A 14,165-nucleotide genomic window follows, 5' to 3' on the forward strand; every position below is an offset into this window, starting at 1 on the left:
CCGACCGCCGGCGCATCGTCCCCAGTCAAGCGGAGCCGAGCGCCCGCGCGCTGGGCCTTGCGCCGGAGGAGACGCACCCGTGTCAGTCGTCGGTGGACTGTGCCCGGCGGGAGCCCCTGCTCACAATCGGAGGCACCTCAAGGTGGGGCACGGCCCGTTTCATGAAGCGGTCGAAGTCCGGGACGGTGAACGCCGCGTAGCCGTACTCTGGAGTGTAGAGGAGCCCCATATCGATCAACTCCGCTCGAGTCGGGCCCAACTGCTGGGACGATCTCTCCAGAAGAGCTGCGACGTCACCCGCCTTCTGCGGCTCCGGGCCGAGTTCCGCCATTGCGCGCATGTAGGCGGTCTGAAGCTGCGTCGCTCGGTCGAGTCGGACGCGGAAGAACGAGCTGTCGAGCTTGGCCTCGTAGGCGTCCCTGGCGAACTCGACGTCTTCCTGAGTGATGCGGTTGGCGGTCGCCACGGTCCAGACCTGGTAACCCAGCTCCTGGATGAAGTACGGATATCCGCGCGTGATGGTGACTGCGAGTTCGACCGCCTCGTCGTCGTATGTCGCTCCTTCCGCGGCTGCAGGCTCGCGGAGCGCTGCGGCCGCCGCGTCGGGATGGAGGGAGCCGATTCGGGGAAACGTGAACAGCCGCTCTGCGTACGATTTCGCATCGCCGGCCAGCTCGGCGATCTGCGGGAGGCCCGCTCCTACGAAGGTAACGGGGAGGTTCCGCTGCACCGTCTTGTGAATGGCCTGGATGAGGGCTTCGAGCTGTGATGAGTCGAGGAACTGCACCTCGTCGATGAGCAGCACGATGCCCTCTCCCTGTTCGGCCGCTGCCTCTCCGACTGCGACCAGGACGTCTGTGAGATCGAGCCCGAGATCTCTGTGATCCGCGAGCCCTTCTGCTGGTGGGACGTCCCAGCCGATGGACCACGCCCCGTCGGCGCCGACCGAGACCGCGAAGGCGCTCAGCGCCGCCGCAGCATTCCGACCGCGGTCCGACCAGCGGGCTCGCGGTGAAAGCCGCAGCAGCGCGGCCTTGAGCTGGGAGGCGATCACCTGGCGGAACTGACCTTCGCCGTGCTTCACGGCCTCGAATTCGATGACCTCCCAGTTCTCCTCCTGGGCTATGGACCGGAAGCTGTTCAGGAGGACCGTCTTCCCCACACCCCGCAGACCGGTGATGATCATGGACTGGTCCGTGCGACCTCGCCTCAGGCGCCTGAGGAGAGTGCGGAAGGCCTCGGTCTGCTCGTCGCGCCCAATGAGTATCTCCGGCCGAGCGCCGGCGTTCGGCGTGTACGGGTTGTCAACGGCATCCATGACGGCGAGTTTAGGGAGTTTAGAGTGGTTTATCCAGATCTCCTAAACTGCACTAAAGTCAAAAAACCGCGGTCGAGCCGGCCGCTGACGTCGACCCGAGCCGACTGAGTAGAGGCCGCACCCGGCACCGGATCCCGCCCTTGGACGTGCAACGCTGCGAACGCTGGCATGCTGTACAAGATGGTCGGTGCGCTCAGGTGCGCCGCACGGACGGCTCCTTCCGCATGACAGCGGCGAGCTGACCCCGTCCCGTACACCTCCAACCGCTCCCGACAGCGCGCGACAGCGCCGGAGCGACACATCACCGCGGCCCGTCCGGGCGCGCGGTCGGACCGGCGCCGTGCGCACGAGTCCCGCCACTCCCTCCGGAAAGCACACATGAGAAACAGCAGAACCGCGAAGCCTGCCCGCCACCACCTTGAGCTCCCCAGGCCCAAGCCCCTCGAGAAAGGCGCCCTGCGGATCACGCCGCTCGGAGGCCTCGGCGAAATCGGCCGCAACATGACTGTCTTCGAGCACAAGGGCAAGCTGCTCATCGTCGACTGCGGCGTGCTGTTCCCCGAGGAGAACCAGCCCGGGATCGACGTGATCCTGCCCGACTTCGCCGCGATCCGCTCGCGCCTGAAGGACATCGAGGCGATCGTTCTGACGCACGGCCACGAGGACCACATTGGCGGCGTCCCGTACCTGCTCAAAGAGCGCGGCGACATACCGATCATCGCGTCGACCTTCACGCTCGCGCTGATCACCGCGAAACTCACGGAACACCGCATCACTCCGCGCACCCGCCCCGTCAAGGAGGGCGACCGCGTCGACGCGGGCGTCTTCGACCTCGAGTTCCTTGCCGTGAACCACTCCATCCCGGACGGACTCGCCGTCGCAATCCGCACCGAGGCCGGTCTCGTCCTGCATACCGGCGACTTCAAGATGGACCAGTTCCCGCTCGACGGGCGCACCACCGACCTCCCCGGCTTCGCCCGCCTCGGTGACGAGGGCGTCGACCTCTTCCTGGTCGACTCCACCAATGCCGACGTCCCCGGCTTCGCGATCTCGGAGGGCGATCTCGCTCCCGCGATCGACCAGGTGTTCCGCACCGCGCCGCGCCGCATCGTCGTGTCGAGCTTCGCCAGCCACGTGCACCGCATCCAGCAGGTTCTCGACGCCGCGCAGCGCCACGGCCGCAAGGTCGCCTTCGTCGGCCGCTCGATGGTCCGCAACATGGGGATCGCCGCCGAGCTGGGCTACCTCAAGATCCCGGCCGGCCTCGTCGTCGACATGAAGGTGCTCGAGAAGCTCCCCGCAACCGAGATCGTGATGATCTGTACCGGATCCCAGGGCGAGCCGATGGCTGCGCTCTCGCGCATGGCTAACAAGGACCACATCATCGACATCGGCCCGGGCGACACCGTTCTGCTTGCCAGCTCGCTCATCCCCGGCAATGAGAACGCGATCTACCGAATCATCAACGCGTTCACCCGATGGGGTGCGACCGTCGTGCACAAGGGCAACGCCAAGGTGCACGTCTCGGGTCACGCCAGCGCGGGCGAACTCGCCTACTGCTACAACATCCTCCGTCCGACCGCTGTCCTGCCGGTGCACGGCGAGTGGCGCCACCTGACGGCGAACGCGGCCATCGCGACCCGCACCGGGATCGACGAGAAAGACGTCTTCGTGATTGAGGACGGCGTCTCGCTCGACCTGGTTAAGGGCCGTACTCGAATCAGCGGCCGGATCGAGGCCGACCACATCCTGGTCGACGGCACCACCATGGGTGTCGCGACCGAGGACGCCATGCTCGATCGTCGCGTCCTGGCCGAGGAGGGGGCGATCACCGTCCTCGCCATCGTCGATGTCGACCGCGGCACGCTCGGAGAGTCGGTCGAGTTCTTCACCCGGGGCTTCGTAGAGGAGCCGGGTTGGAAGGCTAACGCCAGCAAGGCGATCGACGAGGCGGTGTTGCAGGCCGCGGGCTCGCCCACCGACCGCGACGCGATGGAGAAGCTGATTACCCGGACACTCGGCCGCTGGCTGACCCGCCGCCACCGCCGCAACCCAGTCATCACGACCATCGTGGTCGAGGAGTAAGCGCCCGCGTCCACTGCGCCACGCGACGCCCAACGCAACGGTTGGGTGGTAGCGTGGCGCACAGATCCTTTTTCCGGGATCGAAGGGCGGAGTGACATGGCATCCATCCAAGCGGAGCAGCAGACACGGCGGCCTCCCGCGGTGACGATGGCGCACAGGAGTGACGAGTCCGCCATCGAGTCCGCCTTGCAGGTGCGGGTGGCGCTCCTCATCGAATCCCTCGGAAGCGGAGCGGAGGTCGCGAGGCTTCTCGACGTCAACCGCAGCCAGCCGTCGCAGTGGCGTCGCGGAAACGAGCAGCCAGGGCCCCGGACGAGTCAACTGCTGCTCGACCTCGACTACGTCGTCGCCAAGGCTCGGCAGGCCTGGTCAGGGCGCGCCGCTGTCGACTGGCTGACCGGCGCCAACGCTGTCCTCGATGGTGCTCGGCCCATCGATGTCCTGAGGAGGTCCGGCAGCACCGAGGTCATCCGGGCCCTCGACGTCGCCATGGCCTAGGCGTGCTGGTCTACCGGGTTTTCCCCTACGATCCGGCGGCGAGGCTCGGCGAATCGGGGCACCCCGACTTCGTGTATCAGCCCGCTCAGGGAGCCTCGAGGCTCGATAATCCTGCGTCGTACACGACGCGGTATTTCGGCCACACACCGGAGGTAGCCGTGGGCGAGTCCTTCGGCGACCTGGCTACTTGGTCGGACGACATGTTCGAGACTCCCTGGCTCCCGCTCGGTCGCCGGGTCCTCGGGGTCTTCGAGATTTCCGACGAGACTCCGCTTCTCGAACTGGACGACGCCGCGAATCTCGTGGAGCGCGCGCTCCGGCCCACCCAGGTCGTCACGAGGGTGCGAGCGGTGAGTCAGGCGTGGGCGCTGAGCATCTTCCGGGAGGAGCGCCACGGTGCCAGGCGCTGGGCGGGAGTCCGATGGTGGTCCTACCAGCGCCCGCACTGGACAGTCTTCGGGCTCTGGAACGTCGAGGACGGAGCCGTGCAGCACCGGCTCGTCGAGGCGCAGACCCTCTCGCGGACGCATCCCGCTGTCGTCTCGGCCCAGGCCTCCCTAGGAAAGACCTGGCACTGAGCGGCGCCCTGTCACGCCCGCCTCCGCCTCCGCTACCCCCCTGCGCCGTCGGGCGGGGCGGAGCAGAGTGGAGAAGGTCGGCAGAGCGTCGACGCGAAAGGAGAGCGCTATGAGCACCGACCGCACCACAGGCGACGACACCGAGAAAGACGACACCGAGAAGACCGAGGACCTCCCCGACGGCTCCGGAACCGACACGTCGTCCGGCGGAGGCGACACCGACACCGTGTCCGGCGGCGAGCCGGAGGAGCCCACGAAGTAGGGGACCTTGCGGCGGGAGGAGCGGGGAGGGCGGAGCGGATAGCACTGGCCCACCCCGGCGCTCACCGCCCGCTTCCTCCGCTCGCTTAGGCCAAAGGGCCGTCGGTCTCGCTCGAGTGGCGGGTGACCTGCTCGCCGCTGGCCGGATCGACGGCCGAGCGGGTGGTCGACACGGCCTGGCGGCGCCGCGTCAACAGGACCAGCCCGAGGATCAGGCCGACCGCGCCTGCCGCCATCAGGATGTAGCCGACCAGCTTCAGGTCGATACCGGACACCTGCACGTCGACGGCGAAGGCGAGGACCGCGCCGATGACGAGGAGGAAGATCCCTGCTCCGATGCTCATTTCATACTCCTTCTGCATGTCGCCGATGCGCACGCTGGGGCGCGCAGAAACGTCGGCGATCGCTCCACGGTAAGCCGGGAGATGCGGGGCGACCCAGGCCTTTCTCCGGAGGGCGTCGGGGTGTAGGAGCCGCTCGCACGGCCCGCCGACGACTGGGCTCGTGACAACTGGGCTTGCGACAGGGGAATGCGGCGAGCGATCAGCGGTCGGTCACCCGCAGCATCACGCGGGTGCGGTCGCCACGGCTGACGAGGCGCTCGATCAGCATGAAGACTCGGTACTCGAGCCGATACTTGCTGAGGAACACCAGGCCAAGCCGCTCGACCTCCGCCGTGTCCGCATCGATCGTGGCATCCGCCTCCAGCACTGCGGCACGGTCGGCCACTCGACCGCGCCGGTCGCAGGGGACCAGCGTCACCCGCGGGTCGTTGCGAAGGCGCTTCACCTTCCCGCTGTGGCGGGGAGTGGTCACGATCAGCTCGTCCCCGTCCCTGGCGATCCACACCGGTGTCGACACTCCGACGCCGTTCTTGCGGAAAGTCGTGAGCGAGACGAAGGACGCGTCGCTGAGAGCGGCGAGGGCGGGGGAGAGGGGCATCTTCGAAGACTAGAGCCGCCGGGAACCCCCACCGCAAGCCTCCAAAGGATTCCAATTCGCCCCCGTAGGCTCGCAGGATGACCGCCCCGACGCCTCTGATCGGCCACACCGAGGCGCCCGACCTGCACGTGATGACCTACAACATTCGCCGGCGGATGCCGCGTCTCACCTCCCGCGCCGTCGACCGGTGGGAGCGTCGCCGGCCCCTCGTTCAGCGCCTCCTTGAGCAGGAGCGACCCTCGATCCTGGCCGTGCAGGAGGCGCTTCCCGACCAGTCCACGGCCGTGCACGACGCGCTCGGCTCCTCCTTTGAGGCGATGGGCTTTGGCCGCGACGCCGACCGCGGTGGTGAGCGCGTGATGCTCTTCGTCGATCGAAGCCGCTTCGCCGTGCGGGACTGCAATCAGATCGCGCTCTCTGAGACGCCCGACATCGCAGGCTCGCGTAGCTGGGGCAACCGGATCCCCCGCACCGCGGTGATCGCCGAGCTCACCGACCACGCGACGAATCGCGAACTCACCGTGGTCAGCACCCACTTCGATCACATCTCCCAGCGCTCCCGGCTGAGCTCCGCCGAGCTGGTGGCCGCGCGGGTGCTCGAGTTCGGGCGTCCAGCGATTGTGATGGGTGACACCAACACCGATGTCGACACCGCTCCTTACCGGGCGCTGCTCGACGGGGGCCGGCTCGTCGACTCCTGGGACGTCGCCGAGCAGCACCTGACCCCGGCGTGGGGCACCTTCTCGAACTACCGGGCGCCCGCATCGGGGCGGCGGATCGACTGGCTGGTCGTCAGCGCCGGCGCTGTCGATGTCCTCTCGGCGGGGATCAACGCGGTCCGCTACGACGGTGCGGCACCCTCCGACCACGAGCCGGTCCAGGCCGTGCTGCGCTTCACGAAGCCGTGAGCGGCTCCGTCCTCGTCGCGACCTTCCTCCAGCCCCCGCGCACCCGTGGCGAGTGGCTGGCCGACGCCGTCCGCGGAGTCGGAGCGGCGAGCATTGTGGCCGCCGCGATCGGCTGGGGCCTTGTCGACGTCGCCGTCCTGGCGCTCGCGGCGATCGGCCTCGTCGTGCCGCGATTCCTCGGTATTCGGCCGGCGCTCGACGCGGCGTTCGGTGTGGCGCTGCTCGTCGCCTCCTGGAGCAGCGTGCTCGGGCTTTACGAAGCATGGGTCGGCTGGGATCTGGTGGTGCACTGCGTGCTGAACGGGCTGGCCGCGGCGGTCGCCTACATCGTGGCCGCCCGGGCCGGAGTCGTACCGACGGTGTCCGGCGCGCGCGGACCACTCGCTCCCGCAGTCGTGCTCTGCGCATGCTTCGGCACCACCGCAGGCGTGCTGTGGGAGTGGGGCGAATGGGCAGGCCACCGCTTCATTGACTCCTCGATCTTCATTGGCTACGAGGACACGCTGGGCGACCTCGCTGCCGGCACCGTGGGGTCTCTCCTCGCCGGTCTCCTCCTGCGCTTCTGGTCTGCGAAGTCCCGCCTCGCCTCCTGACCTCGCGCGCGTCTCTCGCGCGTCGCCGATGGCGCGGCGTAGCGTGTGGCCCATGTGCGGCCGCTTTGCGATGGACTCCACGACCGATGAGTTGATCCGCGAGTTCGTCGCGGCGGGCGGGAGAGCGCAGGACTGGGCGCCCGACTTCAGCATCGCGCCCACCGACTCCGCCCCGATCGTGCGCGAGCGGATGCGCGACGGCGAGCCGGAGCGTGAGATCGAGGTGGCCTCCTGGGGCTTCACCCCGTCATGGTCGAAGGGGAAGGGAGCGTCGCCGATCAACGCCCGTCTCGAGACCGTGGCCTCGAACGGTCTGTTCCGCGGCGCCTTCGCCAAGCAGCGCGCGATCGTTCCGATGCGCGGCTACTACGAGTGGGAGGCCCGCGCGGACGGCAAGCAGCCGTGGTTTGTGCACGGCGAGCAGCCGATCCTCGCTGCCGCCGGCCTGTACGCCGCACGCAGGGAGGGTGACGAGCGGCGCATCTCGTTCGCGATCATCACCCGCGAGGCTCGCGACTCCTCCGGCGAGGTGCACGACCGGATGCCGGTGTTCCTCACGCCCGATATCCGAGATGACTGGCTGAGCCCTGAGCCGCTCGCGTCGGCCCAGGAGTTGCTCGCGACGCTGGATCGCGTGTCTGTCGCCATCGCGGCGACCATCACGGCATATCCGGTGGACCGCCGGGTCAACGACTCCCGCACCGTCGAGAAGCGGGACCCCCGCGTGTTGGAGCGAATCGGCTGACGCCGGAGCGACCCCGCGGACGAAGCGGTGCTCAGCCCCCGATTCGGCGATGGGGAGGCGGCGTCCGGCGCCAGAATCGATGCCGTGCGGAGCCCTCGACCTATCCTCAGCGGAAGATAACGCTGGAGAGGGGGACACGAGTGATGCACGCTGTGTCGGTTGTGGTGTTCGATGCCGAGATCGCCGAGAAGCTGTGCGCTCAGTTGCGGCAGGCTGCGGACGTGCTCGAGGGTCAGTTCGCGTCGAGAAGCGCGATGGTCGAGCAGGCGATGATCGACTTCTCGGGCATGTACTCGCGGATGTTTCACGACAATTTCCGGGACGAGGTGAGCGATCGGCACCGGCTCATCGGTGAGCTCCGCGAGTTCGCAGCGCAAGTCACCCTCATCGCGGGTCAGGCGGAGTCCGAGAATCGGCGTCGACGCGAACTCGCCGAGTGGCAGGAGCGCGAGGATCAGCGACAGCGCGACTCCGCTGACCCTGTCCTCGCGCTGGCGCAGAGCCTGGATCAGTTCGTCGACCTGCGTCCGAGTACGGAGCCGATCATTCCGAAGCCGATCATGGTCAGTTTCGCCCCTCGGCCTCGGTACCGGTACTGCGGCGGTTCGCCGACCCGCGAGCGAAGCTCGGCCGACCCTGAGCGTCTCCGCATCTTCGCAGGGAGGGTCCGAACGCTCGTCGACGAGGCAGTCGGCCCGCTCGTCCTGCTGCGCTCGTTCTGGCGCTACTTCGTCGAGGACTGCTGGTGGGCGCGGATCGAGTACGCCGAGGTCCTGCCCGGCTTCGAGTCCTTTCTTGCCGCGCTCGTCGAGGATGCGAGCTGGGCCGAGCGGATCGCCACCGCGTTCGAGCAGGCGGGCGGTGCAGGGCTCACCAACACTGCGCTCGATGCTCGGGCTTCCTCCCAGGCGCCGCCCGGTGTGCTGCGGCTGCTCGAGCCGGGCCTCGGTCCTGCCGAGGTGGCGGCGGAGTGGTCCCCGATGGATCTCGCGCTGGAGGATATCGCCGCGCTGCCCCTGCCCACGCGCTTGGGTCTGGCGGGCCTCAACGGACTGCCGGCCGCCGTCCGAGATGCCGCCTCCCGTTCGCTGCTCGCCGATGCCATCGCGGATCCGGCGCGGATGCGGACCTCAATGGGACTGACGTCGCCCGGGGGGCCTTCGCTGGAGGAGTTCGAGCACCAGGTGAGCTCGTTGGCGGCGGGACTGGCGTCGGCGGATGCCCGAGCACGGCGGAGAGGCACGGTTGCGCAGTTGGTGGGGTTCGGGTCGGATGACGGCATGCTGACGGCGGCCGTCTCGATCGGCGACCTCGACACCGCATCGACGGTGCTCGTCAACGTGCCTGGCGCGGGAACGACGCTCGACGGAATCGGAGGGAACCTGGACGCGGCGAACGACCTGCGGTCGGCGACGATGAAGGAAGTCGGCGGACCCACCGCCGTCGTCGCCTGGCTCGGCTACCGGGCCCCGTCTTTCCCGGAGGTGCCGGGGATAGACCGGGCAACCTCCGGCGCTGAGCGCTTCGCCACCTTCCTCGACGGACTGTACGACTCGCGGCGCGATGCCCCGCCTGATCGGGTGACGGTCATCGCCCACTCCTACGGGTCGACCCTCGTCGCCCTTGCGGTGCAGCTTACCGAGCATCGGATCGACGACTTCGTCGCTTACGGCTCCCCGGGTTTCCAGACGGGGACGGAGGTGGCGGACCTGAACGTCGATGAGGTGCACGCCACCGAAGTCACGGCGGATAACACAGCCATCGTGGGTCGCTTGTTGTCGGCTCCCAATCGAACGGATCCGCGGGAACTCTCGGGCGTGCACGTGTTCTCCTCCGAGGAAGGCCCTGGCACGCGCGCCGTGACGACACACGACATGACTCCCGATCAATCGGGTGGGGTCGTCGGCTATCTGTCGCCCGACTCCACAACGATGGCGTCCATCGCCCGCATCGCGGTCGGAGGTGAGCCGTGACGGAGTGGGGACGACGATGGCGGGTTATGGGGCTCGCGGTGCTGGTGTTGGTGATGAGTGTCGGGTGCGGCGCGGGAGAGGAGCGGAACGTGAGAGATGCGGCGGGTCTGACGCGGGAAGAGGTCGCGGTGTTGAGTCAGGAGCAGGAGTTCGCTCTCGTGGCGAAGCGTTATGCGCATGTGGAGGAGTTGCTGCGGGAGGCGCAGTTGCAGATCAGCGACGGGGAGTGGACCTGGATCGACGTCGACTGGCTTCCGCACGGCGGTGGCTCGGGCGGAGTCGGCGGGCCGCTCCCGGGGTCGAACAGTGGGAACACTTATTACCTTGAGGCTGGTCGGTATCAAGATGTGCCGGGCGGTTCGGGCGACGAGGCGGGTTTAGAGCCGATGCGCCGGTATTTTGAGGAAAAGGGCTGGCAGTATTACGTCCGGGAAATGTCGGGGACTCACGACATTTGGGGCATCACCGGTGATGGTTATCGGGTGGCGTGGGCGGTGCGTGATATCGGCCGTTATTCACTCGAGGTGTATAGCGAGTTGTTTTGGTCGAATGATTCGACCGAACTGACGATCGCGATTGGCGGCCGGGATACGACGAACACGCCGGTCACGTCGCGGCCGGGTGTTTTCATCCCGTTCCCGAAGTGGGAGGACCCGTTTACTCGCCCGCCGATCATGCGCGAACCGCCTGCGCGGTCATAGGAGTGGAGGGGGCGAAGGGAGCGCGGCGTTGGCCGTGGCGGATGATCGTGCTCGCGTTAGTGGTGCTGCTGGTGAGCGGGTGCGGCGCGGGAGAGGAGCGGAACGTGAGGGATGCGGCAGGTCTAACCCGGGAAGAGGTCGCGGGGTTGAGTCAGGAGCAGGAGTTCGCTCTCGCGGCGGAGCGTTATGCGCATGTGGAGGAGTTGCTGCGGGATGCGCAGTTGCAGATCAGCGACGGAGAGTGGACCTGGATCGGAGGTGACCGAGTGCCTTATGGGGGCGGCGCGGGCGGCGTCGGCGGGCCGCTGGCGGGATCCAACCACACGAATAGCTATTACCTTATGGCGAGCCGTCTTCAGGTTGTGCCGGGTGGGTCGGGTGATGAGGCGGGTTTGGAGCCGATGCGCCGGTATTTCGAGGAGAAGGGCTGGAAGTATTATATCCGGGCTATGTCGGGGTCTCACGATATTTGGGGCATGACGGGTGATGGTTATCGGGTGGCGTGGGCGGTGCGTGATAATGGCCGTTATTCGCTCGATGTGTATAGCGAGTTGTTTTGGTCGAATGATTCTACCGAGTTGATAATTGCGATTGGCGGCCGGGATGCGACGGATACGCCGTTCACGTCTCGTCCCGGCAGGTTCGTTCCGTTCCCGAAGTGGGAGGACCCGTTCACTCGTCCGCCGATTATGCGCGAACCATCCGCCACTCCGTAGCAGGAGGAGCGGAGCCGCGGCCCCTCCCCTCCCCGGCGCTCTACTTCGTGCCGGCGTGGCCCGGGAACGGCTTGCCGTTCAGCGAGACCTCATCGGGGTCGACCTCGACGGTCCCCACGTCGTCCGGGCCACCGGTGCCGGGCACGGCGGTGACGTGTGCCGAGCCGGAGACGTCTGTGCGGCTCGCGGCCGGGTCTTCGTCCTGCTTCGCCTCGGTCTCGCGCTCACTACCGGGAGACTCGGCCATGTCCTTCTCGATCGTCTCGCTTTCGGAGGAGGTGGCCGGCGCTGCCCCGTCCGGCGCGCCGATCGTCGAGCCCTGGTCGTTGTGTTCCGTACGGTTCTGATCCATGTCGTCGCCTCTCATCGTGACCTTCGACGCTACGTCCGGACGCAGCGGCAAGCACCGGCTTGACAGCTCTGCTCCCGTGCTTCGGATGGCGTCAAGGGAGGACGTACTACCCTGGGAGAACGGTCGCACCGGGGGGGCGCGGCACACGCCGCAGCACCCGCGCGAGGAGGATCCGTGGCATCCCACCGGACAGGCGAGACCCCTGTCGTCGGCATGACGATCGGCAGGCGGTACACGGTCGAGGCGCTCATCGGGCGCGGAGGAATGGCGACGGTGTACCGCGCCCGCGACGAGATCCTGGGCCGACCGGTCGCGCTGAAGATGTTTGCGTCGGATATCGACGATGCGCAGGACCTGCAGCGCAAGGCCTCCGAAATCCGCTTGCTGGCGGCTCTGAATCATCCGGCGCTGGTCACTCTCTACGACGCGCACGACGGCGGGGACGACACCAACGGTCAGGCATACATGGTGATGGAGCTCGCTGAGGGCCCCAGCCTCTCCGAACGCCTCGCCTCCGGGCCCGTCGCCCCGAACGACGTCGCCTCGATGGCCGCCGATCTCGGTGAGGCTCTGCATACGGTCCACGCGGCCGGAGTCGTGCATCGCGATGTCAAGCCGTCGAACGTCCTCCTCGTGCCGAGTCCGCTGACGAGCCGCGAGTTCCGGCCCAAACTCGCCGACTTCGGTATTGCGTCGCTCATCGACGCGACACGGATCACGGCCCCCGGCACGCTGATCGGCACCGCTGCCTACCTCAGTCCTGAGCAGGCCCACGGCGAGCCGCTCACGGCCGCGAGCGACGTCTACTCGCTCGGGCTCGTGCTCCTGGAGTCGCTCACTGGTCGTCGCTCGTTCACCGGCTCGGCCATCGAGGTCACACTCGCGCGGCTGCTGCGCGACCCCGAGGTATCGGAGTCGCTCGGGAGCGGCTGGTCCTCTCTCCTGGGTGCGATGACTCGACGTGAGCCCGGTGGGCGGCCGAGCGCACTCCAAGTCTCGGAGTCGGCGCGTCGCCTGATCGACCCTCGACGGGACGTTCCGCCGACGGCGATCGTCGTGCCGGACGTGCCTTCGTCGGCGACGCGGCTTCTCCCGGTCCACGAGTCGACGGACTACCCCGCCACCGAGGTCATGGAGCCGACGGTCGCGGGGCCGGAGTCGTTCGCGCCGACGCGTCGCTCCGAAAAGACGGGCCACCCCACCACAGATGTTCTGGCTCCGTCGGAGCGGGGTGCTTCGGCGCCTCGCACGGGACCGGCTCCCGCGAGGTCGCGTCGCTCCGGGCCGAACCCGTGGCTGCTCGTCCTGGTCCTCGTGCTGGTCGCGGTCGCGGTCGGGCTCGCGGTCATCCTGTTCGACAGCCCGCAGTCGCCGCTGCCCGCGGTCGACGGCGACCTCGGCGAACATCTCCGCCAGCTGCGCGAGAGCATCCGCTCGTGAAGCGTCTTCAACTGCGCGCGTCCGGCGCTGTTCTCGCCACGATCCTCCTTCTGAGCGGATGCTCCGCTTCGGCTCCGGGGATCGACAACGAGACAGCGCAGACCCTGGATGCTGCCGTGATCGCTGTGGCCGAGAAAGCGTCGACCAGCGATTATCGGGGGGCGGTCACCGCTCTCGATGCTCTGCAGGTCGCCCTCGACTCCGCTCTCGCCGGCGGGTCGGTGACGGCCGAGCGTGCGAGGACCGTGCAGGCGCGCGTCGATGTCGTCCGCGCAGACCTCGAGGCCCTGATCACCGGCGCCGCAGAGACGACTCCGCCCGCGACTCCGAGTAGCGAGCCCGCGCCGGAGGAGACGACTCCGGTCGAGGAGGAACCGGAGGAGGCTCCCGCGCCCGCCGAGACCGAGGACGATCCCGCCCCCTCACCCGAGCAGTCGGAGCCCGCCGAGACTCCGGCCGAGCCGGAGCAGCCCGCGCAACCCACGGAGGAGCCGACCGGAATGGGAACTCCCGGAACCGGTAATACGGGCAACGGGAACAACGGCAATGGCGCTCCTGGAAACAGCGGTAACGCGCCCGGAAACAGCGGTAACTCCCCGGGAAACAGCGGTCAATCCCCCGGCAACTCAGGAGGCTCCGCGGGCCGCTGACGCCCAGATGTTCGGCGAAGCCGCCCGCGCTTGCTGAGGCGCGGTGCCCCGCCGGCTCCCGGTCACTCGTCGCGGTCGGTGTACTCGCCCTCGCCCTCGGAGCCGGTGCCTGCCGCGCCCGTGTCGACGTAGCTGCCCTTCTGGGAGCTGTCCTCCTTATTGGTGGACGTGTTGATATAGCTGCCCTCTTCTTCTTCGGACGTGTGCGAGACGCCGTCGGTCGAGGTGTACCCGCCCTCCGTCTCCTCGGCGTCAGTGCCCTCAGCGAGGTGCCGCCCCCGCTCGCTCTCGTGGTTCTCGTTCTCGTGGGCCATAGCGGCCTCCTCGCCTCATCGCGGTCGTGCGCGGTCGGATCGGCCGCGCTCGGTCTGACACTTCTGCATCGTGGCTGGGCGTGCAAGGTAT

At 68.0% G+C, this 14,165-nt stretch carries 17 protein-coding genes; 12 read left to right on the forward strand and 5 right to left on the reverse strand.

Features of this window, described 5'->3' with window-relative positions; genetic code table 11:
• Window positions 1-82 precede the first annotated feature (82 nt).
• Window positions 83-1,318 (reverse strand): ATP-binding protein, encoded by a 1,236-nt coding sequence (locus B0H03_RS04210; protein WP_104265456.1) that lies wholly within the window; start codon window positions 1,316-1,318, stop codon window positions 83-85.
• A 378-nt stretch (window positions 1,319-1,696) separates the two neighbouring features.
• Between B0H03_RS04210 and B0H03_RS04215 the strand changes: the two genes are divergently transcribed.
• The 4 genes from B0H03_RS04215 (at window position 1,697) to B0H03_RS16485 (ending at window position 4,741) form a co-directional block, all read left to right on the forward strand.
• Window positions 1,697-3,403, forward strand: coding sequence for a ribonuclease J (locus B0H03_RS04215; RefSeq protein ID WP_104265455.1), 1,707 nt, complete (start codon window positions 1,697-1,699; stop codon window positions 3,401-3,403).
• A gap of 96 nt (window positions 3,404-3,499) precedes the next feature.
• On the forward strand, window positions 3,500-3,901 hold the full coding sequence (locus B0H03_RS04220) for an antitoxin Xre/MbcA/ParS toxin-binding domain-containing protein (protein ID WP_202129868.1): 402 nt from the start codon (window positions 3,500-3,502) through the stop codon (window positions 3,899-3,901).
• Window positions 3,902-3,903: 2 nt separating this feature from the next.
• Complete coding sequence (locus B0H03_RS04225; protein WP_104265454.1) at window positions 3,904-4,479, forward strand: RES domain-containing protein; 576 nt, start codon at window positions 3,904-3,906, stop codon at window positions 4,477-4,479.
• A 109-nt stretch (window positions 4,480-4,588) separates the two neighbouring features.
• The gene (locus tag B0H03_RS16485; protein ID WP_164860199.1) at window positions 4,589-4,741 is read left to right on the forward strand and encodes a hypothetical protein; all 153 of its coding nucleotides are present in this window, start codon (window positions 4,589-4,591) and stop codon (window positions 4,739-4,741) included.
• A gap of 85 nt (window positions 4,742-4,826) precedes the next feature.
• Here B0H03_RS16485 and B0H03_RS04230 read toward each other — a convergent pair whose 3' ends face one another.
• Window positions 4,827-5,084 (reverse strand): DUF6458 family protein, encoded by a 258-nt coding sequence (locus tag B0H03_RS04230; RefSeq protein ID WP_104265470.1) that lies wholly within the window; start codon window positions 5,082-5,084, stop codon window positions 4,827-4,829.
• A 199-nt stretch (window positions 5,085-5,283) separates the two neighbouring features.
• Window positions 5,284-5,682: a PPOX class F420-dependent oxidoreductase gene (locus B0H03_RS04235; RefSeq protein ID WP_104265453.1), complete on the reverse strand. Its 399-nt coding sequence runs from the start codon at window positions 5,680-5,682 to the stop codon at window positions 5,284-5,286.
• A 77-nt stretch (window positions 5,683-5,759) separates the two neighbouring features.
• Here B0H03_RS04235 and B0H03_RS04240 point away from each other — a divergent pair, with 77 nt between their 5' ends.
• The 6 genes from B0H03_RS04240 (at window position 5,760) to B0H03_RS04265 (ending at window position 11,318) form a co-directional block, all read left to right on the forward strand.
• Window positions 5,760-6,590 (forward strand): endonuclease/exonuclease/phosphatase family protein, encoded by an 831-nt coding sequence (locus B0H03_RS04240; RefSeq protein WP_104265452.1) that lies wholly within the window; start codon window positions 5,760-5,762, stop codon window positions 6,588-6,590.
• On the forward strand, window positions 6,587-7,183 hold the full coding sequence (locus B0H03_RS04245) for a DUF2238 domain-containing protein (RefSeq protein ID WP_104265451.1): 597 nt from the start codon (window positions 6,587-6,589) through the stop codon (window positions 7,181-7,183). Before B0H03_RS04240 ends, B0H03_RS04245 begins: the two co-directional genes overlap by 4 nt.
• 52 nt (window positions 7,184-7,235) lie before the next feature.
• Window positions 7,236-7,928 carry an SOS response-associated peptidase gene (locus B0H03_RS04250; RefSeq protein WP_104265450.1) on the forward strand — a complete coding sequence of 231 codons (693 nt, stop codon included), beginning with the start codon at window positions 7,236-7,238 and terminating at the stop codon, window positions 7,926-7,928.
• 143 nt (window positions 7,929-8,071) lie between these two features.
• A complete protein-coding gene (locus B0H03_RS04255) occupies window positions 8,072-9,901 on the forward strand; it encodes an alpha/beta hydrolase (protein WP_104265449.1) in 1,830 nt (609 codons plus the stop codon).
• 89 nt (window positions 9,902-9,990) lie between these two features.
• Window positions 9,991-10,602: a hypothetical protein gene (locus B0H03_RS04260; protein ID WP_127843984.1), complete on the forward strand. Its 612-nt coding sequence runs from the start codon at window positions 9,991-9,993 to the stop codon at window positions 10,600-10,602.
• A 41-nt stretch (window positions 10,603-10,643) separates the two neighbouring features.
• On the forward strand, window positions 10,644-11,318 hold the full coding sequence (locus B0H03_RS04265) for a hypothetical protein (RefSeq protein WP_104265447.1): 675 nt from the start codon (window positions 10,644-10,646) through the stop codon (window positions 11,316-11,318).
• A 40-nt stretch (window positions 11,319-11,358) separates the two neighbouring features.
• Here the strand turns inward: B0H03_RS04265 and B0H03_RS04270 are convergent, their stop codons facing one another.
• A complete protein-coding gene (locus B0H03_RS04270) occupies window positions 11,359-11,670 on the reverse strand; it encodes a hypothetical protein (RefSeq protein WP_202129869.1) in 312 nt (103 codons plus the stop codon).
• A gap of 174 nt (window positions 11,671-11,844) precedes the next feature.
• On the opposite strand from B0H03_RS04270, the gene B0H03_RS04275 reads away from it, so the two are divergent.
• Together B0H03_RS04275 and B0H03_RS04280 are read left to right on the forward strand one after the other, a co-directional pair.
• Entirely contained in the window at window positions 11,845-13,110 is a 1,266-nt protein-coding gene (locus tag B0H03_RS04275; protein WP_104265446.1) for a serine/threonine-protein kinase, read from the forward strand.
• Window positions 13,107-13,760 carry an outer membrane protein assembly factor BamD gene (locus B0H03_RS04280; RefSeq protein ID WP_104265445.1) on the forward strand — a complete coding sequence of 218 codons (654 nt, stop codon included), beginning with the start codon at window positions 13,107-13,109 and terminating at the stop codon, window positions 13,758-13,760. The genes B0H03_RS04275 and B0H03_RS04280 overlap by 4 nt, the downstream gene beginning before the upstream one ends.
• Window positions 13,761-13,822: 62 nt before the next feature.
• Here B0H03_RS04280 and B0H03_RS04285 read toward each other — a convergent pair whose 3' ends face one another.
• Window positions 13,823-14,074, reverse strand: a complete 252-nt coding sequence (locus B0H03_RS04285; protein ID WP_104265444.1) for a hypothetical protein — start codon at window positions 14,072-14,074, stop codon at window positions 13,823-13,825.
• Window positions 14,075-14,165: the final 91 nt, after the last annotated feature.

It is taken from the genome of Rathayibacter iranicus NCPPB 2253 = VKM Ac-1602 (assembly GCF_003149025.1).
In the GTDB taxonomy this organism is placed as follows: Bacteria; Actinomycetota; Actinomycetes; order Actinomycetales; family Microbacteriaceae; genus Rathayibacter; species Rathayibacter iranicus.